Consider the following 24,722-nt stretch of genomic DNA (forward strand, 5'->3'; position numbering starts at 1 on the left):
ACTACGGCCGGCCGGGGAACCATCTCCGGTGGGCCCGCTGGTCGGCTGGGCCCGCTGGTCGGCTGGGCCCGCTGGTCGGCGTGGCGACCCGAGCTGGCTCAGCCCGTTGTCGGCCGCCTGCCGAGGCCGCCCGCCACCGGCATCGGCCCGGCCGGATCAGCCGGCGACGGCGAGGGCCAGCGGGAGGACGTCGGGGGCACCGGCGCGGCGCAGCAGCCGGGCGGCCATCGTCATCGTCCAGCCGGAGTCGACCAGGTCGTCGACGAGCAGCACCGGGCCGTCCAGCCCGGCCAATGCGCCGGCCACCTCGTCGGTGACGGTGAAGGCGTCGTGCAGGGTGCGTACCCGCTGGGCGCTGTTGCCGCGCGGCCCGCCGGCCCCGGCCGGGCCGGTGGGGGTGACCAGGCCGAGCAGCGGCAGCCGGCCGACCGTGGCGATCCGCTCGGCGAGCGAGGCGACCAGGGTCGGGTGGCTGCGGGAGCCGACCGCGACCACGCCGGCCGGGCGGCGCGGCCACGGGTCGTCGCCGTGGGCCCACGCCTTCAGCACCTCCACCACGGCCGCCGCCACGTCGTCGGGGACCGGGCCGTCGGCCGTGTCCGGGCCGACCAGTGCGCGCAGCCGGCCACCCCAGCCCAGGTCGGACAGCCGCCCCACCGCCCGACCGGGCAACGCCTGCTCCGCCGGGGCAATCCGCCCCTTCAGTGGTACGCCGACCGCGTCGAGGCCGGTCGGCCAGAGCTTCTTGGGGGCGATCTGCACCCCGGGGCGGCCGAGGAAGGTCTGCGCGGCGGTCAACGCGGGACCGGACACGTCGGCGGTGAACAGCGGCGCGGCACAGCGGTCACACCGGCCGCAGTCGCCGGCACCGCTGTCGTCCAGGCAGTCCCGCAGGTATCGCATCCGGCAGCCGGGCGTGCTGGCGTACTCGCGCATGGCCTGCTGCTCGGCGGTGCGGGCCTCGGCGACGCGGCGCAACCGGGCCTCGTCATAGGTCCAGGGTTCGCCGGTGGCGAGCCAGCCACCACGGACCCGGCGGACCGCGCCGTCGACGTCGAGCACCTTGAGCATCAACTCCAGGCGGGTCCGGCGCAGGTCGACGATGGGTTCCAGGGCCTGGGTGGAGAGCGGCCGGTCGGTGTGCAGGGCGGCCAGCACGGTGCGCACCTGGTCCTCGGGCGGGAAGGCGAGCGAGGCGAAGTAGCGCCAGATGGCGGCGTCCTCGACACCGGGCAGCAGCAGCACCTCGGCGTGTTCGACGGCGCGACCGGCGCGGCCGACCTGCTGGTAGTAGGCGATCGGCGAGGGCGGCGCACCGAGGTGCACCACGAAACCGAGATCGGGCTTGTCGAACCCCATCCCGAGCGCGCTGGTCGCCACCAGCGCCTTGATCTTGTTGTCGAGCAGGTCCTGTTCGGCGGCGCGACGGTCGGCGTCGTCGGCCTGACCGGTGTAGGAGGCCACCGACCAGCCGCGCCCGCGCAGGAACTCGGCGGTCTCGGTGGCCGCCGCGACGGTGAGTGTGTAGATGATCCCGGAGCCGGGCAGCGCGTCCAGGTGGTCGGCGAGCCAGGCCAGCCGGTGCGCCGGGCTGGGCAGGTCGAGCACGCCCAGCCGCAGCGACTCCCGGTCCAGGGTGCCCCGCAGCACCAGCACGTCGGCCCGCCGGCCACCGGCGTCGGCGGGCGACGCGGCAGGATCGGCGGGCGACGCGGCAGGATCGGCGGGCGACGCGGCAGGATCGGCGGTCAGTGCACTCCCGTCGGCGCGAGGTGCGGCGGGCGACACGGCGCGGTCGGCGGAGAGTTCGGCGCGGGGGCGTGGCGGTCGGCGGGGGGTGCGGTGGGTTCGGTGCCGAGTTGCTCGGCGACGTCCCGGGTCACCCGCTCGTTGGCGGTGGCGGTGGTGGCGAGCACCGGGGTCCGCTCGGGCAGGTTGCCCAGGAAGGTACGCAGCCGGCGGTAGTCGGGCCGGAAGTCGTGCCCCCAGTCGGAGACGCAGTGCGCCTCGTCGACCACCAGCAGACCGGTGGTGGCGGCCAGCCTCGGCAGGACGGTGTCCCGGAAGTCGGGGTTGTTGAGCCGCTCGGGGCTGATCAGCAGCACGTCGACCGCCCCGGCGTGGATCTCGGCGGTGATCTCGTCCCACTCGTCGAGGTTGGCCGAGTTGATGGTGCGGGCCCGGATGCCGGCGCGGGCCGCCGCCTCCACCTGGTTGCGCATCAGCGCCAGCAGCGGCGACACGATGACCGTCGGGCCGTGCTCGCCACGCTCACGCAGCAGCGCGGTGGCCACGAAGTAGACCGCCGACTTGCCCCACCCGGTGCGCTGCACGCAGAGCACCCGCCGCTGGTCCACCACCAGCGCCTCGATGGCCCGCCACTGGTCCTCACGCAGCCGGGCGTGCTCACCGGCCAGCCGGCGCAGCACCCCCTCGGCCCGCTCCCGCACCGCCACCCGGTCCTGCTCTACCCGCTCCCGCACCTCCACCCGCCATTCCTACCACCCCGGCCGGACACCCCGACCTCCCATGCAGTTGATCAAGAGGTTTACGTCATGATCCGCCCCCCAGGTGACGCAAACTTCTTGATCACCGGGGCGACCGGGAGGGAGGGGCGGTGGGGTGGGGGTGGGGGGTGCAGGCGTCGGGGTGGTCGGCGGGCGGGTGCAGCGCCGGGCGGGTGCCAGCGGTCGGTCGCAGTAGACCCAGTGGCGTACGGACTGGGCGTCCTCGCGGGACAGGGTGGTGCCGCCCCGGTCGACGTCAGGCAGGAAGCCGAGTGCCCGGGTGATCGCCCGGGCGAGTCCCTGGGCGGAGACCAGGTCGTCGGCGGTCACGGGCAGGTGGACGACGAACCGTTCCCGGCTCACCGCCGCACGCCCGGCTGACCGACCGTGAAGCCTGTCCGGCTCACCGCCGTACGTGCGTGCTGCTCGGCGGCGAAGCCCGTCCGGGTCACCAGCGCACGTCCGAGGTGAAGTGGGTTCGCCAGGAGCGCAACGCGCGCTTGATCCGTTGGTTCTCCTCCCTGGTCAGGGCCAGGTCACGCCGGGCTGCCGCCAGGTCGGCGGCCACCCGGTGCAGGAAGGCGTGCACCTCCACCGGGTCGAGACCTCGTTTGACCAGGCCGAACTGTCGTTCCTCGACCTGCCGGGCGGTCAGCGGCCGACACGCCTGCGAGCGGTACCAACCACCGTTCGGCGGGCGCTCCGACCAGCGTCGTCCCGCCCGGCGACGGTGCGGACGAGGTTCCGGGCGATGCCACAGGGGGAGGGTAAGGCCGCGCCACGGGCGGTAGAGGGTAAGGCCGCGCCACGGACGGTGGCCGGATCGACCGAGCCACGGGCGGCGGAGCAGGGACAGCAGGGTGCGCATGGGTCACCTTCCGGGTCGCGTTCCATTCGGTGCAGTGGAAGGTGACCCGGCCCGCCGATAGGGGACGCGGACCGGGTCACCGGCCTCGGGACCGCAGCCCTGTTCGGCGGTACGGCCCCGGAGCCAACCCTTGGTGTCCGCCCCCGAGGTCTGCCGAACCAACCGGAACCGGACATCCACAAGATACCCAAAATGTTTGTGTAGGTCGACCCCCTGTGGCGGCGACACGACAACTTGTTGCAGTTACTGGTGCAGGCCCGGCATGATCAGAGACGCCGAACCAACCGGAGTCTCACCATGCCTACAGCCGAAGCCCCATACCGCCAGATCGCCAACGAACTCGCCGCGAAGATCAAGAGTGGCGAACTCAAACCTGGCGACAAACTGCCGTCCACCCGCGAGCTTGCCGAGGCATACCAGGTGCACATGAACACCGCCTCGCGTGCGCTCTCACTGCTGCACGACCGAGAGCTGATCACCGGTCAGCCCGGCCGGGGCACCTACGTCACCGAGCCTGCGACGCGCTGACCCGCCCTGCGGCAAACCCGCGCCCGGCCAACTGGCGTGCACGGCAAACCGACGTGCACGCATCGCCGGCCACCGGACCGGCGCACCCGCCAGCGTGGAGAACCGCTCCGCCGCCCTGTCGGTGGTCCTTGACCTGGGGGTCCACCCTGGGTGGCAGAGTCCTCACCCATTGGAGGCAGACATGCGCTGGCTCATCATCCTCATCGTCGTACTCGTGGCCCTCGCAGCCGTGGCATGGTGGCGTCGTGGCCGCCGGCCGGTGACCGACGGGGACCGGCAGGTACGGGACCTGGCGGCATCGGAGCAGGCCCGCCGCCGCCTGGACGACCACCGGAACCCGACGGACGGCAGCAACCTCCGCAGCAGCGGGGGCGGAAGTCTCTGATCGGAACTCCCGAGCCCGAGATCCTGGGTCACGCCACTCTCCTGAACCGATGGAGCGGTATCCGGCCGGCCTCCCCACCCGTGCCGTTGGATTGTGGAGAGTTGTTGCGGCCCAGGCGACAACAACTCTCCACAGTCGGAGCGCCCCGGCCGTCCGGTGTCCGCGCTACCCCGGTCGCGGCAGCGACTTCCCCAGCGTGCGTACGGCGGTCGATGACATCGCCGCCAGCTCGGGCTGGGCGGGCAGGAAGACCGTGGGGACGCCCAACGACTGGTTCATCGCGGCGAGCCGGCATTCGGTCTGGAGGTCGGTGGTGTTCCGCACGCCCCGGACGATCACTCCCGCCCCGTGGCGGAGGCAGTACTCGGCGGTCAACCCACGCCACGGGGCGACGGTGACGGAGGTCCATCCCATCGGCAGGCTCGCCCGGACAGCGGCGGCCCGCTGCTCTTCGTCGACGCCCGGCTGCTTGCTGCCGTTGACCGCGACGAGCACGACCACCTCGTCAAAAAGGGTGCGCGCCCGGCCCACCACGTCCAGATGCCCGGCGGTGAAGGGGTCGAAGCTGCCGGGGTAGACGGCACGCACGCGTACCCGACCGGGAGTTCCTGCCGGCGGTGGCCCGTCGATGCCCATGGCCCGACTGTAGGTTCCGGCCGTCACCACGTGCCAGCGAGACCAGGTGTACGCGGCCGGAGCGACTCCTGGCCGGTCCGGGATCGCGCCTGGGCGATTGATCCACTCCCGTGGGCCGAGGTAGCGGTGTCCCGGGCGACGGGACACCGCTACCTCGGCGACATTGAGTTGATCAAGCGCCCGACCGGACCCGACCGGACCCGACCGGGCGCGGGCGGGTCAGCGGGCGGGTCAGCGGGTGGACAGGCCGGCGCGGGCGGCGACGGCGGTGTCCGGCTGGTCGGCGAAGACGCCGTCCAGGCCGAGACCGAGGAAGAGTTCGTACTCGGCGGTGATGTCGCCCCGGGCGTTCGGGTCGGTGCCGATCCGGAAGTCGACCGGGAGGAACTGGTTCTCGGCGCGGAACGTCCAGGCATGCACCACCAGCTGGTGCCGGTGCGCGTCGCGGATCACCGTGGTCGGGGCGAGCAGCTTCCCGGTGGCGTCCCGGGGGACGATCAGGTTCTTGTTCAGGCCGACCCCGTCGGCGTACCGGGCGATCCCGCGCAGGCCGGCGGCGGTCGCCAGGTCCTGATAGGTGCGCGGGTCACCGGCGGCGGCGAGGTCGTACGGCTGGCCGGTGGCGTCGAGGAGCTGCACCAGCGGCACGTCGATCATCCGGTCGAGCTTGCGCAGGTTGCCCGTCTCGAAGGACTGGATGAAGACCGGGTCGTTGCGGTGGGTCAGCTTGTTGCGGCGCAGCACCGCGACCAGCGGCTCCTCCAGGGGCAGCCCGATCGAGGCGAAGTAGCTGGGGTGCTTGGTCTCCGGGTAGACGCCGATGGTGCGGCCCCGCGCCTTGGACTCGGCGCGGGCCAGGTCCAGCACCTCCTGGAAGGTGGGCACCTCGAACCGGCCGTCGAAGGCGGTGTTCGCCACCCGCACCTGGGGCAGCCGCTCCTTGGCCCGCAGCGTCTTCAGCTCGGCCAGGGTGAAGTCCTCGGTGAACCAGCCGGTGACCGGTACCCCGTCGATGGTCTTGGTGGCCTTGCGGCCAGCGAACTCGGGGCGGGCCGCCACGTCGGTCGTACCGGAGATCTCGTTCTCGTGCCGGGCGACCAACACCCGGTCCCGGGTGGAGACCAGGTCCGGCTCGATGTAGTCGGCGCCCATCCGGATCGCCAGCCGGTACGCCTCCAGGGTGTGCTCCGGGCGGTAGCCGCTGGCCCCCCGGTGGCCGATCACCAGGGGCCGGTGGGTGGCCCGGTCCGCACGGTCGGCGTCGTCCTCGCGGGCCGAGGCCGCGCCGGGCACGGCGACGGCCACGGCGAGCAGCGCGCCGGCCACACCGAGGGCGGAAAGGGTACGTCGCAACGCGGTCTCCTTCGTCGGGGGGCACCCCGGTCGAAGCCCGGGACGCCCCGGCAGGTGCCGATGGGGCGATGCCAGCAGACCGGGCGCGGCTGACCGCCAGTTGGTCGTCGACTGGCCGGCAGGTGAACCCTGCGGGGAGACGAGCGCGGAAGCCGGCACCGGCCCGGGATACGCGATTCACCGGCCCGGTCGCGCCGTAGTCGACAGGATTGTGTGGTGCGCCGGTTCCTTCGTCACCCCGTCCGGCTGGTGCCGTTCGGTTTCCTGGTGACGATCGCGATCGGCACCGGCCTGCTGATGCTGCCCTGGGCCACCAGCGAACACCGCTACACCCCGCTGGTGACCGCGCTGTTCACCGCCACCTCGGCGGTCTCGGTCACCGGCATGGCCGTCACCGACACCCCGAACTACTGGAACGGGTTCGGGCTGGTGATGATCACCGTGCTCACCCAGGTCGGCGGGCTGGGCATCCTCACCGGTGCGGCCCTGGTCAGCCTGGCGGTCACCCGGCAGCTCGGGCTGCGCAACCGGCTGCTGGTGCAGGCAGAGACGGCCGAGTACGGCTCCGCCGACCTGCGTCGCCTACTGATGCGCATCGCCGGCACGGTGCTCGGCTGCGAGCTGGTGATGACCGCGGTGGTGACCGCCCGGCTCCGGCTCGCCTACGACTACCCGCCGGGCCGGGCGCTGTGGTCGGGGACGTTCCACTCGGTCCAGGCGTTCAACAACGGCGGCTTCACCCTCTACACCGACGGGCTGGTCGGTTTCGCCCGTGATCCGTGGGTGGCGCTGCCGCTGGCGTTCGGTGCGATCGTCGGCGGGCTGGGCTTCCCCGCGCTGTTCGAGGCGTTCCGCCGACGCCGCCGGCCGGCCCGTTGGGCGGTGGCCACCAAGCTGACCATCTGGGGCAGTGTGGTGCTGGTGGCCGTGGGGTTCGTCGGGCTGCTCGCCGCCGAGTGGGACAACCCGTTCACCATCGGCACCTACGACACCCCGGGCAAGCTGCTCGCCACCTTCACCCAGGTCGCGCTCAGCCGTACCGGCGGATTCGACGTGATCGGCGTGGCCGCGTTGCGCGAGGAGAGTTACCCGCTGCTCGTCGCCCTGATGTTCATCGGCGGTGGCAGCGCCAGCACCGCCGGTGGGATCAAGGTCTCCACGTTCTTTCTGCTCGGCTTCGTCATCTGGGCGGAGTTGCGCGGCGAGCCGGACGTCACCGTGGGTCGCCGCCGGATCGCGGTGGCCAGCCAACGCCAGGCGCTGACGGTGGCGCTGCTCAGCGTCGCACTGGTGACGGTCGGCACGCTCGGCCTGACCGTGCTCACCACCGACGTCCGGGCCAACGAGACGCTGTTCGAGGTGACCTCGGCGTTCAGCACCGCCGGCCTCACCGTCGGGCTCACCCAGCACCTGCCCGCGTCGGGGCAACTGGTGCTGACCGTGCTGATGTACATCGGGCGGATCGGCCCGCTCACCCTCGGCTCGGCGATCGCGTTGAACACCCGGCACCGGCTGTACCGCTACCCGAAGGAGCAACCCGTTGTCGGCTAGGGGTGAGGGCGACGGCGACATCGCCGTGATCGGGCTGGGCCGGTTCGGCTGCCACCTGGCCGGGGCGTTGACCCGGCTCGGCCACCAGGTGCTCGCCGTGGACCGCGACCCCGACCGGGTGCAACGCTGGTCGGCGTCGCTGGACCGGGTGGTGCAGGCCGACGCCACCGAGGAGCAGGCACTACGGCAGCTCGGCGTCGGCGAGTTCTCCCGGGTGGTGGTCGCCATCGGCGCCTCGGTGGAGGCCAGCGTGCTCACCGTGCTGGCGTTGACCGAGGTGGGCGTACCGCAGGTGTGGGCGCGGGCCACCTCCCGCAAGCACGCGAAGATCCTGGCTTCGGTCGGCGCCCACCACGTGGTCTTCCCCGAGGCGGAGACGGGGGAACGGGTGGCCCACCTGATCGTCAGCCGGATGCTCGACTTCATGGAGTTCGGCGACGACTTCGCCATCGCCAAGGTGCCGGTCCCCCCGCCGCTGGTCGGTCACCGGCTGCGGGACCTGGCGGTGCAGGAACGCTACGGGGTGATGGTGGTCGGCGCGAAACCGGCCGGGGAACGCTTCCGGTACGCCGACCCGGACACGGTGCTCGGGCCGGGCAGCATCCTCGTCGTGGAGGGCGGGATCGCCCAGGTGCAGCGGTTCGCGGCCCTACGCTGACCGCACCGTCCGCCCGCCGACCCGGCCGGCCGCAGCACCCGGCCGCCGCCGCAGAGCCGGCACCCCCGGTCAACGCCCCGGAGCCGGTGCCCGGCCTCAGCCCCGGTGTCCCTTGCCGGGACCGCCACCCGGGCCGCCGCCACCTGCGCCCTTGCCTCCCTTCCCCGTCACTTTCCCGCTTTTCCCTTGGCCGCACCCGCCCCCTTGCCCGGCCCCTTGCCGGGCTTCTCGGACTTCGGCTTGGGCTTCGCCGGGCCGGCCGCGCCGGACCCACCCTTGCCGGACGTCTTCGCCGGTTTCTTCGCCGCCGGCTTCTTCACCGTCGGCGGCTTCACCACGGGTGCGCTGCCGGCCACCCCGGAGACCCGCACCCCGCAGCTCGAATCGCCGACGGAGAACTCCAACGGCAACGGGTTGCCGCCGGTGTACCGGCCGGTCAGGGCGAGCTTCTCCGACGCGCCCGGGGCCAGCGCGGCACGGCCGGCCGCCGCGGTGACCCGGACCAGACGCCCCTCCTGGCGCACCTGGGGCGTGGGCCCGGTGACGACCTGCTGGCCGGGGAAGGCGAAGCTCACCGTCCAGTCCCGCAGTTCCCGGGGACCGGTGTTGGTCAGCGTGAGCTGGGCGGCGAAGTCCTTGCCGGAGTCGGTGCGCAGCGCGTACTCGACCTCGCAGGGGATGGTCTCGGGCAACCCCATCCGGGCCTCGGTGGGCGGGTCGACGCCGCCGCTGGCCGGGCTGCGCGAGGTCACCCCCCAGATCGCCGCGGTGACGGCGACGAGGCTCGCGGCGGCCACCCCGGCCTCGATCCGGCGGCGGCGGGTGGCGGCGCGGCGGCTCCGGGTCCGTCCCGAGAAGGGCAACGCGTCGGTGTCGGCCGACCAGGGCAGGATCGTGGTGCCGGCGTTGGCGAGCAACGCCGGGTCGAGCCGCCCGGGGGCCGGGGACACCGGCACGGCCGCGACCATCCCGGCCGCCGAGGCGAGGGTACGCGCCACCTCCGAGGTCGCCGGCCGGTCCTCCGGGCGTTTGGCCAGGCAGCGGCCGACCAGCTCGACCACCTCGTCGGGGAGCCCACGTACCGGGGGCATCGGCTCCGGGTCGTGGTACATGTGCGCCCGCAGCATCTGGGTAGTGGTGCTGGCCTGCCAGGGCAGCCTTCCGGTGAGCATCCGGTAGAGCAGCAGCCCGACGGCGTACACGTCGGTGGCCGGGGAGACCTGGCCGTTGTCGAGGCGCTCCGGGGCGAGGTAGGCGGGGGTGCCGAGCAGGGTGCCGTCCGGCCCTTTCTCGCTCTCGCCGACCAACGCCGAGATGCCGAAGTCGACCACCTTCACCCCGGTCCCGGTCAACATGACGTTGCCGGGGGTGACGTCGCGGTGCACCACCCCCCGGGCGTGCGCGGTGGCCAGTGCCGAGGTCACCTCGGCCCCGATGGTCACCGCCTCCCGCCAGGGCAGCTGCCCGTCGCGGCCGAGCCGCGCGGTGAGCGGACCGCCGTCCACCAGCTCCATCACCACGTACGGCACGGTCAGCCCGACCTGCTCGGACTCGCCGTAGTCGTACACGTTGGTGATGTTGGGGTGGCAGAGCCGCGCGGCGGCCTGCGCCTCGATCCTGATCCGGTGCCGGAAGGCCCGGTCGGTGGCCAGCCGGGAGGCGAGCACCTTCACCGCGACCTGCCGGCCCAGCACCTGGTCGTAGCCGCGCCACACCACGGACATGCCGCCCGCGCCGAGCTGCTCGATCAGCCGGTACCGCTCACCGAGGAGCTGGGCTGCGTTCCGGACTCCTGCACCCATGGTCGACCGAGTTGCCCGGGACGGCCCGACCTACACCTCGATGGTCGTAATCGGTCAGGAAAGTCACCCGATCAGGCGGTCGCGAGCAGTTGGTCCACCGGGGCGTAGTCGTCGGTCAACACCAGCGCCCCGTCGACGAACCGGGTCACCTCGCTGCCGGCGACCATGTCGGGGATCTTCGCCACGGTGCCCAGCCGGGTCCGCAGCGCGTCCAGCGGCAGCGGCGCGTCCGAGGCGACGATGAGGAAGTTGCTGCCCTGCCGCCCGGCGATCGCCTCCGGCGGCGCGACCAGCGCCACGTGCTCGAACTCGGCGGCCACCGTGGCCAGCTCCGAGCGGATGAACCGGCCCGGCGGGTAGTCGATGACGTTCTGCACGTAGATCCCGCCGGGGCGCAACACCCGGTCGACCTCCGCCGCCATCTCCCGGGTGGCCAGGTGCCACGGCACCACCAGGTGCCCGAAGGCGTCCCCGACGACCAGGTCCCGGCTGTCCGCCGGCTCCCCACCGACCAGCATCCGGGCGTCGCCCACCGCCGCCCGCAGCCCCGGCCCGGTGCGGACGCCCAACTCGCGCCGGTCCAGCTCGACCAGTTCGCCGTCGATCTCGAAGACCACGTTGTCGGTGCCCGGCCGGGTGGCGCTCAGGTAGCGGGGCATGGTGAACCCGCCCCCGCCCAGGTGCAGCGCGTCCAGCCGCTGCCCCTTCGGGGCGGCCACGTCGGCGACCGCGCCGATCCACTGGGTGTACTCGTACTCCAGGTGGGTCGGGTCGTCCAGGTCGACGTACGAGTGCTGGGCCGAGTTGAGGTAGAGGGTGCGCCCACCGTCGCGGGCCGGATCACGCTCCACCCGGGCGCAGTGGTATGCGGTCTCCACGTCGCACGGGTTCGGTGCGACCGCGCTCAGCCCCGCCGCGACCAACCCGAGCACCGCCAGGGTGGCCTTCAGCCGGGCCGGACCGGGCAACCCCGCCGCCTCCTGCCGGCGCAGGTAGACCCCGAGCGCCAGCCCGACCACCCCGAGCGCCGCCGCCAGCCCGATCAGGATGACGGTGCTGGGCAGCGCCGCCACCAGTACGAACCCGGTGAACAGGGTGGCGGTGATGCCGCCGAGGGTGCCGATGCCGGACAGCCGCCCGACGACCTGACCGGTGCGCCGCAGGTCGGCCAGTTGCAGCTTCACCACCAGCGGGGTGACCGCCGACAGCAGCGCCGCCGGCACGAACACGGCCAACGCGGTGAGCAGCAGGATGCCGCTGACCGCACCGCCGCGCAGCAGTTCACCGGCGTACCGGACCACGGGCAGGGTGACGGCGGCGGCGATGCCGGCCAGGATCAGCGCCGGGGCGAGCAGCCCGCGCGGGTCCCGCCGGTCGGCCAGCCAGCCGCCCGTCCACGCCCCGTACGCGATGGCGGCCAACGCGATGCCGATCACCGAGCTGGTCACCTGGAGGGTCACCCCGACGTACGGGCCGACGAGGCGCAACGAGACCGTCTCCAACACCAGCACCGCACCACTGGAGAAGAAGACCAGGAACGCGGCGAGCCCGTTGGGCAGGGCGCGGGAGGAAACCGGCGCGGGAGGCGTCGGAGCGGTCACGACGTCGGACGATGAGCTGCTCACCGTCGCGATGCTACGTCCCGTTCCTGGGCCGGACGGTCAGTACATCGAAAGATGAACATGGTTTGTGTGGTCGGCGGCCGGGCTGCCCGACCCGCTGTACGCCCGCCAACCCGTGTTCGGCATCCAGATCTGCCGGTACCAGATCACGTAGAGCACGCCGAGCCGGTTGGCGTTGTTCTTGAAGTAGTTGGCCAGGCTGTCGCCGTACGCCTTGTCCCCGCCGGTGGCCGTCTCGTCCTTGAAGCCACTGGTGGCGGCCGAGAAGTCGCAGGCCCGGCCCTTCGGGTGCTCGCCGCCCCCGCCACTGCGGTGGCAGGACACGAACCGCTTGTATCCGGCGGCCTTGGCCTGCTGCATGGCGTGCAGGGTGCGCGGGGTGATGCAACCGGAGGTGGTCGGGTCGTTCACCGAACACGACTCGCCCGGCCACGACCCGTCGGAGTTGCGCGGGGCCGGCGCGGCCGAACTCGACCCGCCGCTGAAGCCGGCGCTGCTGCCCGAGCTGACGGTGGCCAGGGCACGCTCGGCGTCCCGCTTCTTCTTCGCCAGCGTGGCGAGCTGCTTCTGCTGCTCGCGGACCTCGGCGTTGATGTCGAGGGTGGCCTGGGCGGCTGCGTGCCGGGCCTCGGCGAGCGCGCGGAGCTGCTTGCCGTCCCGCTGGGCCATCATGTCCAGGTCGGCGGCCCGCTTGAGGAACGCCTCCGGGCTTGCCGTGTTGAGCAGCATCGACGTCGGCGTCAACCGGCCCACCCGGTAGGACTGCGCGGCCACCTCGCCCACCTGGGCGGTCAGCTCACCCAACCGGCCCTCGATCACCTTCAGCTCGGCGGCCAGCGCGGTCTGCCGCCGCTTGGAGCTGTCCAGCTTGGCCTTGGCCTCGATGTGCCCCTTCGCCGCCGCCGTCAGCGCATCCTTGAGCTGCTTGGTGCCACCCTCACCGGGCTCCGCCGAGGCGGGCACCGCGCCGACACCGAGCAGCAGCGCCAGTGCGACGAGCAGCACGGTCAACGGCCGACGCACGCGTGGCCGGGTCAGGCTGGTCCTGGGCACGGAGGTTGTCCTTCCCTCTGCCGCCGACGCCCGCCACAGGGCCGGTACGGCGGCGGTCCCGCCGGCCCCGGTTGGCGGCCTGGGGGCGGAGACCGCCGGTCACACTACCGCAATCACGCCCGGTGACCAGGCCCGTGACGACACCGGACAGCAACGCTCGACACGGCGTGCCGAGCCCGTCGCCGAGAGTCCATCTCGTCGATCCCTCAGCCGCCCCCCGGGGACGGCCCACCGCCCGGCTCGACCGACCCCCGCCACACCGGCCGGGCGGCCCGTCCGTCCCACGCCCGGCGACCCGCACGCCGGCCGGCCGGTCCACCGACCGGCACCCACGAACGTGCAGGCGGCGGGCGGTCAGTCGCCGAGCAGCGCGGCGCGGACCTCGTGCCAGGTCTGCTCGTCGGAGGCGACCAGCAGCCCGTGCCCGTCGTCGGCCGGGTGGTAGTCGGTGCCGTCGAACCGGCGGGCCACCCCACCCGCCTCGCGGACCAGCAACGCACCGGGCACATGGTCCCAGGGCAGGGTCCGCCAGAACATGACGAACTGCTGGTCACCGGTGAGCAGGTCGAGGTACTCCCGGCCGGCGCAGTGCTGGCCCGCGAGCAGCTCCCCGATCCGGCCCTCGCCCGCCGCCACCCGGTCCCGGGTGGCCCGGGGCAGGTACTGGACCATCGCGGTGCCCCGCAGCCGCTCCGGCGGCACGACCGGGGTCTTGCGTACCGGCCGGCCGTCCAACCGGGTCCCCGCCCCGGCCCGGGCCACGGCCATCGTCTCCGCCAGCGGGTCGAACACCCACGAGGCGACCGGCTCACCGTCGGTGAGCAGGGCCACCATCAGCGCGAACGGCCGACGGCCGGCGGCGAAGTTGCCCGTACCGTCGACCGGATCGACCACCCACACGTCGCCGCCGCCGCGCAGGTGCCGCAGCAACGACCCGTCCGCGGCCACCGCCTCCTCGCCGACGACCAGCGACCCCGGCAGCAGTCGGCGCAACTCCGCCGAGATCCGCTCCTCGGCCCGCTGGTCGGCGACGGTGACCAGGTCACCCGGTGCCTTCTCGGTGACGTCGGCGTCGTCCAGCTTGCGGAACAGCGGCAACACCACGTCCGCCGCGGTCTCCCGCAGCAGCGTGCCGACGTCGGCGAGCAGTTGGTCAGCCACGAGGCGGCAGCTTCACCACGCTGACGAAGAACTCGTCGATCTGACGGACCACCGAGATGAAACGTTCGAAGTCCACCGGCTTGGTCACGTAGGCGTTGGCGTGCAACTGGTAGCTGCGCAGGATGTCCTCGTCGGCCTGGGAGGTGGTGAGCACCACCACCGGGATGCGGCGCAGTTGCTCGTCGTTCTTGATCTCCTCCAGCACCTCCCGGCCGTCGCGGCGCGGCAGGTTCAGGTCGAGCAGGATCAGGTCCGGGGTCACCGCGTCCGCGTACCGGCCCTCGCGCCGCAGGTAGGCCAGCGCCTCGGCGCCGTCGGAGACGACGGTCAGCCGGTTGCGGAGCTTGTGCTCCTCGAATGCCTCCTGGGTCATCAGCACGTCACCCGGATCGTCCTCGACCAGCAGGACCTCGATCGGGCTCTTGCCGTCCGCCGGCGCGGTCATCCCACCCCCTCCTTCGTGCCACCCGTGGTGCCGTGCCCCGGCGGCCCGCCGGGTGGGTCCTCGTCCTGCGTGCCGCCCGACTGTCGGCCGACCGGGATCGGCCGGTCCGCCGGCGCGGGCGTCCCCCCGGCCGGGCGGGACGCGTCGTCGTCGGACGTCGTCGCCGCGCCGTCCCCGTCGGGCGCTGCCGTGGCGTCACCGTCGGATCCTGCCGGGGCGTCTCCCTCGGGCGTCACCGTGGCGTCCCCGTCGGGCCCTGCCGGGGCGTCCGCACCGGTTGCCGCCGCCGGGCCCGCCTCGGCGGCGGCCTTCGCCGCCTCGACGTCCTCCGGCCGGGCCGGGAGGGTGAACCGGATCGCGGTCCCCTCGGCCCGGTCGGTGTCCACCCAGACCCGACCGCCGTGATATTCGACGATCTTCTTGACGATGGCCAGGCCGATGCCGGTGCCCGGGTAGGCGTCCTTGGCGTGCAACCGCTGAAAGATCACGAAAATCTTGTCGGCGAACTCGGGCTCGATGCCGATGCCGTTGTCCTCGCAGGTGATCTCCCACTCGGCGTCGACCAACCGGGCCGAGACCCGCACCTTCGGCGTGACGTCCGGGCGGCGGAACTTCACCGAGTTGCTGACCAGGTTGACCAGCAGGTTGGTGAGCAGCGGCTCCTCGCCCCGGATCACCGGCAGCTCGCCCCAGGTCAGCTCGGCGTCGGCGTACTGCCGGCCCGGCTCGGTCTGGCTGGCCACGTCGCCCATCGTCCGGTTGAGGTCGACGTCGACGAAACCGGTGGTGAGCCGGCCGATCCGGGAGAACGCCAACAGGTCGTTGATCAGGCGCTGCATCCGCTGCGCGCCGTCGACGGCGAACGCGATGTACTGGTCGGCCCGCTCGTCGAGCTGCCCCGCGTACCGCCGCTGGAGCAGCTGGCAGAAGCTGGCCACCTTGCGCAACGGCTCCTGCAGGTCGTGCGAGGCGACGTAGGCGAACTGCTCCAGGTCACGGTTGGAGCGGGTCAGCTCCTCGGCCTGCTTCTGCAACTGGCTGTTGACCCACTCGATGTTCTCCCGGGCGGCCCGCACCTCCGCCAGGTCCTTCGCGATCTTCTGCCGCATCACGTCCACGTCGTCGGCGAGCCGACGGAACTCCGGCGGCCCCGTCCCGGCGATGTGGTGCTGGTAGTCACCGGCGGCGACCTCCCGCACCTGCTGGGCCAGGCCGGTCAGCGGCCGGATCACCATCCGCTCCAGGGAGAGCAGCATCAGGGTGCCGGCGAGCACCACCACCACCGCCGCGACGATCAGCAGCATCACCAGCATGTTGCCGGTCCGCTCGATGTCCCGAGCACCCTTCTCCCGCTCGGCCAGGATCGCCGTCTGGAGGTCACCCACCGACGCCCGGATCTGGTCGAACTCCTGCCGGGCCTGGGCGGTGATCAACGCCTGGCCGGCGGCCGTGCCGCTGCTCCCGGTGGTCGCGATCACCGGCTCGGCCACCGTCCGCCGCCAGTCCGCCGCCTGCTGCTGCGCGGTGCGCAGCGCACCGGCGACCGCCGGGTAGTCACGGCTCAGGTCGGCGATCGTGGCGGCCACGTCACGCTCCTGCCGCACCCCCTGCTCGTACGGGGCCAGGTCGGCACGGTTGCCGCTGACCGCGTACCCCCGGATGCCGGTCTCCTGGTCGAGCAGTGCGTTGAGCAGCTCCTGCCCCTGCACCCGAAGCGGGCCGGTGCGGGTGAGCACGGCGTCGGTGTAGGCGCGGTTCTTCGCCGCCACCACCGCCTCGGCCACGGCCAGCCCGACCAGCAGCACGCCGACCACGGCCAGCAACGCCAGCACCCGACGACGCAGGGTCCACCCCCGGTGGTACGTGTTCACCGGCCACCGCCCCGGCTGACCAGCAGCATGGCGACGTCGTCGGCGAGCGGCCCCCCGTTGATCTGCTCGGCCCGCCCGACCAGCCAGGCGGGCAGCTCGGACAGCGGCACGGCGTGGTTGGCGCGCTCCTGGAGCAGACCGGTCAGCCCGTCGACGTCCAACCGGTCGTCGCCGTCACCCACCCGCCCCTCGATCAGGCCGTCGGTGTACATCAACAGGGACCAGTCATCGGTGTCGAACTCCAGGTCGAACGCGACGGGACGGCGGGGTCGTACGCCGAGCAGCAGGCCCCCACGGGCCGGGACGGGCGCGACCTTGCCGCCGGACAGCAGCAGCGGCGGCGGGTGACCGGCCAGCCGGACGGTGGCCCGGTTGGCGGCCAGGTCGAGTCGGACGGTGGCGACGGTGGCGAAGATCTCCTGGAGCCGGCGCTCGCTCATCAGCACCTGTTCCAGGGCGGGCAGCACCTCGTCGTCGGGCACCCGGGCCAGGATCAACGCCCGCCAGGCGACCCGCAGTTCGACGCCGAGCGCGGCCTCGTCCACCCCGTGTCCGCAGACGTCGCCGACGATCAGGTCGACCCGGTCCGGCTGGGTCTGCACCACGTCGAAGAAGTCCCCGCCGATCAGCGCCGCGTGCCGGCCCGGCCGGTAGAAGGTGTGCACCGCCACCTCGTCGGTGGTCATCAGCGGCTGGGGCAGCAGGCCCCGTTCCAGGCGGGCCGACTCGGCCTGGCGCAGCTCGACCTCGCGCAGCCGGCGGGCGTTCTCGTCGGCCCGTTTGCGTTCCACCGCGTAGCGCAGGGCACGGGTCAGCAGCACCCCGTCGACCTGCCCCTTGACCAGGTAGTCCTGGGCGCCCTCGGCGACCGCGACGATGCCGAGGTGCTCGTCGGAGCGGCCGGTCAGCACGCAGACCGCCGCGCCGCTGGACATCTCCAGCACCCGGCGCAGCCCGTCGAGGCCCTGCGCGTCGGGCAGCCCGAGGTCGAGCAGGACGCAGTCGACGCCGGCGATGCGCCGCCGGGCCTCGCTGAGGCTGGTGGCGACCAGCAGGTCGATCATCGAGTTGGTCTCGGCGAGCAGCTCGCCGACCAGGAAGGCGTCGCCCTCGTCGTCCTCGACCAGCAGCACCCGCAGCCGTTCACCCGGCGGCAGGTTGGGGTGGGGCCCGAGCCCGCCGTGCGGGTACGGCGCGACGGAGGACCCGGCCAGGCCAGGCCCCCGGTGCGACCGGGTCACCGCCGCGAGACGCGGGAGTTCGCTGGTGATGTCGGGCTCCTTCCGAGTGCCCTGCTGATCCTGTATTAGACAACGGTCGCACACAACACGGTCCGTCCGGTCCGGGCGTACCCAGGCAGGGTCGTCACCAGGTGAGCGTCCAGTCGGCGCGGCGCGTCACGGTTCGGTTCCGGTACGCCCCGGCTGCGCCCCGCCGGGGCAGGATGATCCCCACCCCCGCACCACCCCCCGAGGAGTTCCCGTGGGCGCACCCCCCGTCTCCGCCGCCGACCGGGCGCTGGCCCGGCCCCGGCGTCGTCCGCTCGCCGCCCTGGCCGCCCTGCTGGCGCTGGTCGCGGTGGGTGCCGCGATGCTGGTCACCCTGGCCACCCCGACGCCCCGACCGGCGGACGCCCCGGCCGGCGAGTTCAGCGCCGGGCGGGCCTACCGGACCGTGCAGACGGTGGCGCAACGCCCGCACCCGGCCGGCAGCGCCGCCAACGACCAGGTCCGCGAGCACCTGGTCGGGGCGCTGCGCGGGCTGGGCCTGGAGACCGAGGTGCAGGACACCGTCGCCCCGGAGGCCGGGCAGCTCAGCGGGGCGGCCGGCGGGGCCACCGTCGCCCGGGTCCGCAACGTGGTGGCCCGGCTGCCCGGCACCGCCTCCACCGGCCGGGTCTTCCTGGTGGCGCACTACGACTCGGTGCAGACCGGCCCGGGTGGCAACGACGACGCGGCCGGCACCTCCACCGTGTTGGAGGTGGCCCGCGCGCTGGCCGCCGGCCCCCGCCCCCGCAACGACGTCGTGTTCGTGCTGACCGACGCCGAGGAGGCGTGCCTGTGCGGCGCCGCGGCGTTCGCGGCCAGCCACCCGCTCGCCGCCGACGGCGGGGTGGTGCTCAACCTGGAGGCCCGGGGCTCCACCGGGCCGGTGATCATGTTCGAGACGTCCCGGAACAACGCCGAGCTGGTGGCCGCCTTCGGCCGGGGCGCCCCGCACCCGGTGGGCACCTCGTTCGCCGTGGAGATCTATCGGGCGCTGCCCAACGACACCGACTTCACCGCGTTCCTCGACAACGACTTCGTCGGGCTGAACTCGGCCTACATCGACGGGGGCGCGATCTACCACACCCCGCTGGACACCCCGGCGGCGATGGACCGGGGCAGCCTCCAGATGCACGGCGACAACGCGCTCGGGCTGGCCCGGGAGTTCGGCCGCACCGACCTGACGGCGCTGCGCGCAGGCCACGACGCCAGCTACTTCCCGGTGCCGGGCGGGCTGGTCCGCTACCCCGGCTGGCTGACCTGGCCGCTGGCCGCCCTGGCGGTGCTCGGGGTGCTGGCCCTGGGCTGGCTGGTCCGGCGCACCGGCCGGGCCGGGACCGGTCGCCTGTTCGCCGGGTTCGGGCTGGCGCTGGTGCCGGTCGTGGCCGCCCCGGTCGCCGCCCAACTGCTCTGGGCGGGGATCACCGCACTGCGCCCCGGCTACGCCGAGCTGCTCGACCCGTACCGGCCGGTCTGGTACCGGCTGGCGGTGGTGGCGCTCGCCGCCACGATCCTGCTCGCCTGGTACGCGCTGGCCCGCCGCTGGGCCGGCCCGGCCGCGCTGGCCGTCGGCGGGCTGGGCTGGCTGGCCCTGCTCGGGGTGGTGCTGGCCGCGCTGGTGCCCGGCGGTGCCTACCTGGCCACCCTGCCGGCGCTGGCCGGGGCGCTCGCCGGCCTGGTGGCGCTGCGCACCCGGATCGACGGCCCGTGGCCGGTGGTCGCGGTGACCCTGGCCGGCGCGGTCGCCGTGGTGATCCTGCTGCCCACGGTGGTGCTGCTCTTCCCCGCGCTGGGGATGGCGATGGGCGGGGTCGCGGCGCTGTTCGCGGTGCTGCTGGGGCTGGCCGCGCTGCCGGTGCTCGACCTGCTGCACCCGGCCGCCGGCGGCCAGCGCGGCCTGGTCGCCGCCCGCGCCCGCCGGCTCGGCGCGCTGCCGGCCGTCGCCGCCGCGCTCGCCGCCACGGTGTTCGCCGGGGTCGGCCTGGCGGTCGACCGTTTCGACGCCGACCACCCGGTCCCCACCCACCTGATGTACGCCCTGGACGCCGACACCAACGAGGCGCAGTGGCTCACCCGGGAATCCGACCCGCAGCCGTGGACCGACGGGTACGTCGACGGCCCCGCCAAGATCGACGGCTTCCCCGGCCTGGGCGATCCGGACCTGCGCGGCGGCCAGGCACCGGCGGCGAACCTGCCCGCGCCGACGGTGCAGGTGCTGGCGGACACCACCGCCGGTGGACTGCGCACCCTGCGGCTGCGGCTGCTCCCCCAACGGACGGTGAGGCTGGCCACCCTGCACGTCGACGCGACCACCGCCGAGGTGACCCGGGCCGAGGTGGCCGGGCGTGAGGTGCCGGTCGGGCGGCAGCCGGGCGTCGAGGAGGCTTCGCTCGACCGGTGGGGCTTCGGGATCGTGTTCCACGCCCCGCCAGCGGAGGGCGTCGAGATCACCCTGACCGTGCGGCCCCGGGCAGCCAAGGTGGCGCTGCGGGCGATGGACGCGAGCGACGGGCTGGAGGGTCTGCCGGGGTTCCGGAAGCGGCCGGCGGGGGTGGGGGTGGTCGGGTCGCACACCTCGGAGATGCTTGCGGTCGCCCGCACCTACCCGTTCTGACGTCGCGCCTGAAGCGTTGGCCGATAGCACTGCCGGTAGTACCATCGAGCGTGTGTCTTCGGTAAGTCGAATCATGGAAGCGATGCGAACCAACCCTCAGGGCGTCGCCTACAACGACCTGAAGCGGGTGTGCGAGCACTACTTCGGGAAGCCGCGGCAGGACGGCACCTCGCACGCGGTGTTCAAGATGCCGTGGGCCGGAGACCCACTCGTGAACATTCAGAACGACAAAGGCAAAGCCAAGGCGTACCAGGTACGGCAGGTTCTCAAGGCGATCGAGAAGAAGGAGGCCTTGTGATGCAGGATGTTCGCCCCGAGGTGAGTCACTACTCCTATCGCGTCACGTGGTCGGCCCAGGACAACGAGTTCGTCGCCACCTGCGCCGAGTTTCCCTCGCTGTCCTGGCTGGCCCCCTCTCAGATCGAAGCCCTGCAAGGGCTTCAGGACCTGCTGAGCGAGGTGGTCGCGGACCTGGAGCAGCAGGGCGAGGAAGTACCGGAGCCGTTTGCCGATCGGAGCTACTCGGGCAAGTTCAACGTGCGCGTCGGCGAAAGCCTTCACCGCGAGTTGGCCATCCATGCCGCAGAAGACGGGATGAGCCTCAACCAGTACGTCGTACGGAAGCTGTCGGCTGCCTGAACAGGGCGGGATGGCCCGGATAACCGGTCGCCAGCGCCGGCGGGGTGGACTACGGTCCGCAGGATGCGGCTGGAGAAGGTCACCCCGGAGAACTACGAGGCAGCGCTCAAGCTGTCGGTGCGCCCCGATCAGGAGGATCTGGTCGGGCCGGTGGTCAAGTCACTGGCCGAGGCATACGTCTTCCCGGACATCGCCTGGCCGAGGCTGATCTTCGACGGCGACCGGCTGGTCGGCTTCCTGATGGCCTTCCTCGACTACGCGTGGGGCGACAACCCCGATGACGTCCGGTCCGGCCTCTGGAAACTCAACATCGCGGCCGACGCCCAGGGCAAGGGTTACGGGCGGTTCGCCGTCGAGGCGGTGTGCGCGGAGATCCGCGCCCGGGGCGGCAACCGGGCGTACGTCACCTGGGTGCCCCGCGAGGGCGGGGCGGAGGGCTTCTATCTGAAGCTGGGCTTCCGGCCGACCGGCGAGCAGAGCGAAGGGGAGACGGTCGCCGTCCTGGATTTCTGACAGTGCTGATGTGGGAACGGGCCACCCAGCCGGCCCGCGTCAATCTCTGACGGATCCTGGCCGACACCGCCTCAGCTGGTTGTCCGGCTGCGGGATTCTTCAGCGCTAACATGACCCTCATGACCGCCGCACACGCGTTCGAGTATGAGGTTCCGCCTCATGCCGGTCCGCCGCCTGAAGCTGTCGAGGCGGCTGAGGAAGGCAACGTCGTCTACCTGACTCGCCAGGGGCAGCGGGTGGCGGCGATGGGACCACCGACGTCGCTCGATCCGCAGGGTCTGGAGAAGATCAGGCAGTCGCTGGAAGCGATAGCCAGAAACCCGAACCGGACGGACGCTTCCCGCGCCTTGGCTCGTGAGCAGCTGACGCGGCTTGACGAGATCATGGAACAGGTGATCAACGAGGAGGACGCCCAGGCGTGCGACGACGCACTGGCGTCGATGCGTGCTGGTGAGTCGACGCAGCCGTGGAGCGCGGTCAAGCGGGAGCTGGACCTGTGACATGGAAGGTTGAGCTCACCAACGCTGCGGCGCGCGAACTGGCCAAGCTTGATCGCTCCACCCAGGTCCGCATCGGTAACGCGATCGATCAGCTGGCAGTCGACCCTCGGCCTGCTGGCTGCGTGAAGCTGTCCGGTGGGGATACCAAGTGGCGAATCCGGGTGGGTGATTTCCGGATCGTCTACCTGATCCTGGACGACCAGGTCCTGATCGCAGTCGTGCGAATCGCTCACCGCAGAGAGGTGTACCGGTCCTTTTAGGGAACGTCACTTCCAGCGGAAGTGGACGAAGAGGCGGCCGAAGTTCTTGGAGTCCTTCTCGACCCGGTGATAGAGCTGCTTGACGTCCTTCTGATCGAGGAAGCGCAGCACCTTCTTCTTGAGCTGGCCGGACCCCTTACCGGGGATGATCTCGACCAGGGTGGCCTTCTTCGCCACCGCCTCGTCCATGATCCCGCGCAGGGCACGGTCGATGTCGTGACCCTTGTTGAAGATGTCGTGCAGGTCCAGCTTGAGCTTCATCCCGCCTCCCCCACCTGCGCAGCCGCCATGGCAGGCCCATCGTAGGCCGACAGGCGTCGGGGCGAGGCTCAGGCTTCGTCGGGCAGGTTCGGCCGGTGCTCGCGGATCCAGGCCTCGATGTCCTCGGTACGCCAGATCCGACCGGTGGCGAGCGACTCATAGGGCTTCGGCCAGTCGGGGCGCTTCATCAACTGCTCGACGCGTTGCCTGCTCACGCCCAGCCTCATCCGGATCTCGTACGCGCCCATGAGATTCCGGCCCATGAACGGGAGGCTAGACACGTCCCCACTGGGCGAGGCCCTAGTTGGGCGACACCCTACTAGGGCCTTGACTAGGGGGTAGCGTAGCGGCCACTCTGAGACGGTGAAACCGCTGAACGTTTCCCGGGTGCATGCCCGCCCCGGCGGGGCCGTGCGGCCACACGTACCGATGCGGCCTCTCTGGTTGTGCCGGGTATGCGCCGCCCCCTGGCCGTGTCAGCCCGCCCGCCTGATGCTGACCATGGACTACCGGGGGGACCGCGTCGGGCTGTCCGTCTACATGGCCGGGCGGCTGTACGACGCCACCGGCGACCTGGTCACCCTCAACCCGAACGCCGTCCCGGCCCCGGCGGAGCTGTTCGACAGGTTCCTGGCCTGGACCAGACGCGGACCCGGGCCGGGAGAAGGGTAGGAACCCGCCCCCGGCCCGGCGTGATCAGGACTCAGCGACCGTTGCCGACCCGGCTCTCCACCCGGCGCAGCGCGGTCACGTAGTCGTCGTTGGTCGAGTGCATGGCCGCCGCGATGCGCAGGTGCCGCAACGCGTCCGGGTAGCGGTTGAGCCGCTCCAGCGTCCGGCCCAGCACGTGGTGGGCGTAGTGGTCGCTGGGGTCCCGGTCGACCAGCTCCCGCAACTGCTCCTCGGCGCGGCCGAGCTGGGCGGTCTGGAAGTACGCCCGGGCCAGCAGCTGACGTACGGAGGAGTTGCCGGGCTCGGCCGCCACGATCGGCTCCAGCAGCCGGACCGCTCCGCTCGGGTCACCCATCTCGAAGTACATGGTCGCCCGTCGGTACTCCGCCAGAAGATCCATCCCGACCCACCCCCTCGCGTCACGTCGCCATTGCTCCGACGCTGGCACAACACCGGGCGTACCGCGAGTGTTCCTGGGGGTGGACTTGTGGCTCAGGAGGCCGGGTCGTCCCGTTCGCCGGTCAACTGCCAGGCCCGGACACCGCCGACGATTCCGGCCGTGTTGGGCACGATCACCACGTCGTCGCCCATCCGGGCCACCTGCTCGGGCCGGATCAGCCGCGAGTTGCCGCCACCGAGATAGAGCCGGTCCCAGCGGAACACCGGGCGCAGCCCGTCCACCACCTGCCGGATGCGCCGGGACCAGAAGGCGTCGCCGAGCCGCCGCCGCTCCGGCTCCCCCACGTACGTGTCGTAGGTGGTGCCCCAGCGGACCGGGGCGTGCGACAGCTCCAGGTGCGGGGCGAGCCGCCCGCCGTCGAACAGCGCGCTGCCCAGCCCGGTGCCGAGGGTCAGCACCAGCTCGCAGCCGGTGCCGGCGACCACCCCCGCACCGTGCACCTCGGCGTCGTTGAGCACCAGCGCCGGCATCCCGAACGCCTCGGTGACCGCCCGCCGCGCGTCGTACCCGGACCACTCGGCGAGCAGATCGGGGTCGACGCGGCTGCGCGGCCCGGAGCGGGTCACGTAGTGCGGCGTGGCCACCACGACCCCGTGCCGGATCATGCCCGGCATCCCCACCGTGACCCGGTCGGCCGAGGGCAGCCGCCCGGCCAGCTCCAGCAGCGTCTTGACGAACAACTCGGGCGGCAACGGGTACGGGGTGTCCACCCGGATCACCGGTGCCCGCAGGTTGCCACCCCCGTCCAGCACCGATCCCTTGATGCCGCCGCCCCCGCAGTCGATCGCCAACGTCAGTCCCACACCCCCACCTTGCCCCACCCGCACCCGTTCCTCCCGCCCCTCCCCCACCTTCCGCCGACCGGGGCCGGCAGCCCGACCCGCCGACCCGCCGCCGGCCCGGGAGACCTGACGACGATGGTGACGGGTGGCGGTGATCGGCGGGAGCCCAGGATTGTGGAGAGTTCTTGTCGCCATAGCCGCAAGAACTCTCCACAATCTGGCGCACGCATGGACCGCCATCCCCGCACAGAGCACCCCCACCCGGGCGGCCCCGGACCGGCCACCGAGGCGGCAGTGGGCCGGCAGCCGGGGCGGC

At 72.6% G+C, this 24,722-nt stretch carries 25 protein-coding genes and 2 pseudogenes; 11 read left to right on the top strand and 16 right to left on the bottom strand.

All coding sequences use genetic code 11. The annotated features are described in order from the left end of the window. Positions 1-156 precede the first annotated feature (156 nt). From J7462_RS16440 to J7462_RS16455, 3 genes and pseudogenes are all read right to left on the bottom strand, one after another. A pseudogene (locus J7462_RS16440) lies at positions 157-2,456 on the bottom strand (DEAD/DEAH box helicase). A 133-nt stretch (positions 2,457-2,589) separates the two neighbouring features. After that, positions 2,590-2,870: pseudogene (locus J7462_RS16450) on the bottom strand (hypothetical protein). An 85-nt stretch (positions 2,871-2,955) separates the two neighbouring features. Continuing rightward, positions 2,956-3,375: a DivIVA domain-containing protein gene (locus J7462_RS16455; protein ID WP_219464818.1), complete on the bottom strand. Its 420-nt coding sequence runs from the start codon at positions 3,373-3,375 to the stop codon at positions 2,956-2,958. 297 nt (positions 3,376-3,672) lie between these two features. Between J7462_RS16455 and J7462_RS16460 the strand changes: the two genes are divergently transcribed. Then, positions 3,673-3,903, top strand: coding sequence for a GntR family transcriptional regulator (locus tag J7462_RS16460; protein WP_219464820.1), 231 nt, complete (start codon positions 3,673-3,675; stop codon positions 3,901-3,903). A 181-nt stretch (positions 3,904-4,084) separates the two neighbouring features. Further along, the gene (locus tag J7462_RS16465; protein WP_219464822.1) at positions 4,085-4,288 is read left to right on the top strand and encodes a hypothetical protein; all 204 of its coding nucleotides are present in this window, start codon (positions 4,085-4,087) and stop codon (positions 4,286-4,288) included. A 165-nt stretch (positions 4,289-4,453) separates the two neighbouring features. Here J7462_RS16465 and coaD read toward each other — a convergent pair whose 3' ends face one another. Next, the gene (gene coaD / locus J7462_RS16470; RefSeq protein WP_219464824.1) at positions 4,454-4,924 is read right to left on the bottom strand and encodes a pantetheine-phosphate adenylyltransferase; all 471 of its coding nucleotides are present in this window, start codon (positions 4,922-4,924) and stop codon (positions 4,454-4,456) included. Between the two features lie 231 nt (positions 4,925-5,155). Further along, a complete protein-coding gene (locus tag J7462_RS16475; protein WP_219464826.1) occupies positions 5,156-6,277 on the bottom strand; it encodes a glycerophosphodiester phosphodiesterase in 1,122 nt (373 codons plus the stop codon). A gap of 216 nt (positions 6,278-6,493) precedes the next feature. On the opposite strand from J7462_RS16475, the gene J7462_RS16480 reads away from it, so the two are divergent. After that, positions 6,494-7,828, top strand: coding sequence for a TrkH family potassium uptake protein (locus J7462_RS16480; protein WP_219464829.1), 1,335 nt, complete (start codon positions 6,494-6,496; stop codon positions 7,826-7,828). Further along, a complete protein-coding gene (locus J7462_RS16485; protein ID WP_244252651.1) occupies positions 7,818-8,486 on the top strand; it encodes a TrkA family potassium uptake protein in 669 nt (222 codons plus the stop codon). The genes J7462_RS16480 and J7462_RS16485 overlap by 11 nt, the downstream gene beginning before the upstream one ends. A gap of 167 nt (positions 8,487-8,653) precedes the next feature. On the opposite strand, the gene J7462_RS16490 is transcribed toward J7462_RS16485, so the two are convergent. The 7 genes from J7462_RS16490 to J7462_RS16520 all read right to left on the bottom strand — a co-directional run bounded on the left by J7462_RS16490 (position 8,654) and on the right by J7462_RS16520 (position 17,681). Continuing rightward, positions 8,654-10,288 carry a serine/threonine-protein kinase gene (locus J7462_RS16490; protein ID WP_219464830.1) on the bottom strand — a complete coding sequence of 545 codons (1,635 nt, stop codon included), beginning with the start codon at positions 10,286-10,288 and terminating at the stop codon, positions 8,654-8,656. Between the two features lie 71 nt (positions 10,289-10,359). Then, positions 10,360-11,913 (bottom strand): fused MFS/spermidine synthase, encoded by a 1,554-nt coding sequence (locus J7462_RS16495; protein WP_219464831.1) that lies wholly within the window; start codon positions 11,911-11,913, stop codon positions 10,360-10,362. A 36-nt stretch (positions 11,914-11,949) separates the two neighbouring features. Continuing rightward, positions 11,950-12,963 carry a hypothetical protein gene (locus tag J7462_RS16500; protein ID WP_219464832.1) on the bottom strand — a complete coding sequence of 338 codons (1,014 nt, stop codon included), beginning with the start codon at positions 12,961-12,963 and terminating at the stop codon, positions 11,950-11,952. A gap of 354 nt (positions 12,964-13,317) precedes the next feature. Beyond that, positions 13,318-14,124, bottom strand: coding sequence for an inositol monophosphatase family protein (locus tag J7462_RS16505; protein WP_219464833.1), 807 nt, complete (start codon positions 14,122-14,124; stop codon positions 13,318-13,320). After that, complete coding sequence (locus J7462_RS16510; RefSeq protein WP_067310481.1) at positions 14,117-14,569, bottom strand: response regulator; 453 nt, start codon at positions 14,567-14,569, stop codon at positions 14,117-14,119. Before J7462_RS16510 ends, J7462_RS16505 begins: the two co-directional genes overlap by 8 nt. Beyond that, positions 14,566-16,440, bottom strand: a complete 1,875-nt coding sequence (locus tag J7462_RS16515) for an ATP-binding protein (RefSeq protein ID WP_219464834.1) — start codon at positions 16,438-16,440, stop codon at positions 14,566-14,568. The genes J7462_RS16510 and J7462_RS16515 overlap by 4 nt, the downstream gene beginning before the upstream one ends. After that, positions 16,437-17,681 carry a PP2C family protein-serine/threonine phosphatase gene (locus J7462_RS16520; RefSeq protein ID WP_219464835.1) on the bottom strand — a complete coding sequence of 415 codons (1,245 nt, stop codon included), beginning with the start codon at positions 17,679-17,681 and terminating at the stop codon, positions 16,437-16,439. Before J7462_RS16520 ends, J7462_RS16515 begins: the two co-directional genes overlap by 4 nt. Positions 17,682-17,922: 241 nt before the next feature. On the opposite strand from J7462_RS16520, the gene J7462_RS16525 reads away from it, so the two are divergent. The 6 genes from J7462_RS16525 to J7462_RS16550 all read left to right on the top strand — a co-directional run bounded on the left by J7462_RS16525 (position 17,923) and on the right by J7462_RS16550 (position 22,231). Next, positions 17,923-20,319: a M28 family peptidase gene (locus J7462_RS16525; protein WP_219464837.1), complete on the top strand. Its 2,397-nt coding sequence runs from the start codon at positions 17,923-17,925 to the stop codon at positions 20,317-20,319. 82 nt (positions 20,320-20,401) lie between these two features. Further along, entirely contained in the window at positions 20,402-20,617 is a 216-nt protein-coding gene (locus J7462_RS16530) for a toxin HicA (RefSeq protein ID WP_219464839.1), read from the top strand. Further along, positions 20,617-20,958 carry a type II toxin-antitoxin system HicB family antitoxin gene (locus J7462_RS16535; protein ID WP_145923058.1) on the top strand — a complete coding sequence of 114 codons (342 nt, stop codon included), beginning with the start codon at positions 20,617-20,619 and terminating at the stop codon, positions 20,956-20,958. The genes J7462_RS16530 and J7462_RS16535 overlap by 1 nt, the downstream gene beginning before the upstream one ends. 63 nt (positions 20,959-21,021) lie before the next feature. Next, a complete protein-coding gene (locus J7462_RS16540; protein ID WP_204924793.1) occupies positions 21,022-21,471 on the top strand; it encodes a GNAT family N-acetyltransferase in 450 nt (149 codons plus the stop codon). A 119-nt stretch (positions 21,472-21,590) separates the two neighbouring features. Beyond that, complete coding sequence (locus J7462_RS16545) at positions 21,591-21,971, top strand: hypothetical protein (protein ID WP_219464840.1); 381 nt, start codon at positions 21,591-21,593, stop codon at positions 21,969-21,971. Further along, positions 21,968-22,231 carry a type II toxin-antitoxin system RelE/ParE family toxin gene (locus J7462_RS16550; protein ID WP_219464841.1) on the top strand — a complete coding sequence of 88 codons (264 nt, stop codon included), beginning with the start codon at positions 21,968-21,970 and terminating at the stop codon, positions 22,229-22,231. Before J7462_RS16545 ends, J7462_RS16550 begins: the two co-directional genes overlap by 4 nt. Positions 22,232-22,237: 6 nt before the next feature. On the opposite strand, the gene J7462_RS16555 is transcribed toward J7462_RS16550, so the two are convergent. Then, the gene (locus J7462_RS16555) at positions 22,238-22,492 is read right to left on the bottom strand and encodes a Smr/MutS family protein (protein WP_067315484.1); all 255 of its coding nucleotides are present in this window, start codon (positions 22,490-22,492) and stop codon (positions 22,238-22,240) included. Between the two features lie 68 nt (positions 22,493-22,560). Further along, positions 22,561-22,755, bottom strand: a complete 195-nt coding sequence (locus J7462_RS16560; protein WP_205789268.1) for an AlpA family transcriptional regulator — start codon at positions 22,753-22,755, stop codon at positions 22,561-22,563. Between the two features lie 238 nt (positions 22,756-22,993). On the opposite strand from J7462_RS16560, the gene J7462_RS16565 reads away from it, so the two are divergent. Beyond that, positions 22,994-23,164 (top strand): hypothetical protein, encoded by a 171-nt coding sequence (locus J7462_RS16565; protein ID WP_255597752.1) that lies wholly within the window; start codon positions 22,994-22,996, stop codon positions 23,162-23,164. Positions 23,165-23,195: 31 nt separating this feature from the next. Here J7462_RS16565 and J7462_RS16570 read toward each other — a convergent pair whose 3' ends face one another. Together J7462_RS16570 and J7462_RS16575 are read right to left on the bottom strand one after the other, a co-directional pair. Then, positions 23,196-23,564, bottom strand: coding sequence for a M48 family metallopeptidase (locus J7462_RS16570; RefSeq protein WP_088644718.1), 369 nt, complete (start codon positions 23,562-23,564; stop codon positions 23,196-23,198). A 92-nt stretch (positions 23,565-23,656) separates the two neighbouring features. Next, positions 23,657-24,427 (bottom strand): ROK family protein, encoded by a 771-nt coding sequence (locus tag J7462_RS16575; RefSeq protein WP_219464843.1) that lies wholly within the window; start codon positions 24,425-24,427, stop codon positions 23,657-23,659. Positions 24,428-24,722 lie beyond the last annotated feature (295 nt).

Origin of the sequence: Micromonospora sp. RL09-050-HVF-A, from assembly GCF_019374995.1 — a bacterium.
GTDB classification, from domain to species: domain Bacteria; phylum Actinomycetota; class Actinomycetes; order Mycobacteriales; family Micromonosporaceae; genus Micromonospora; species Micromonospora antibiotica.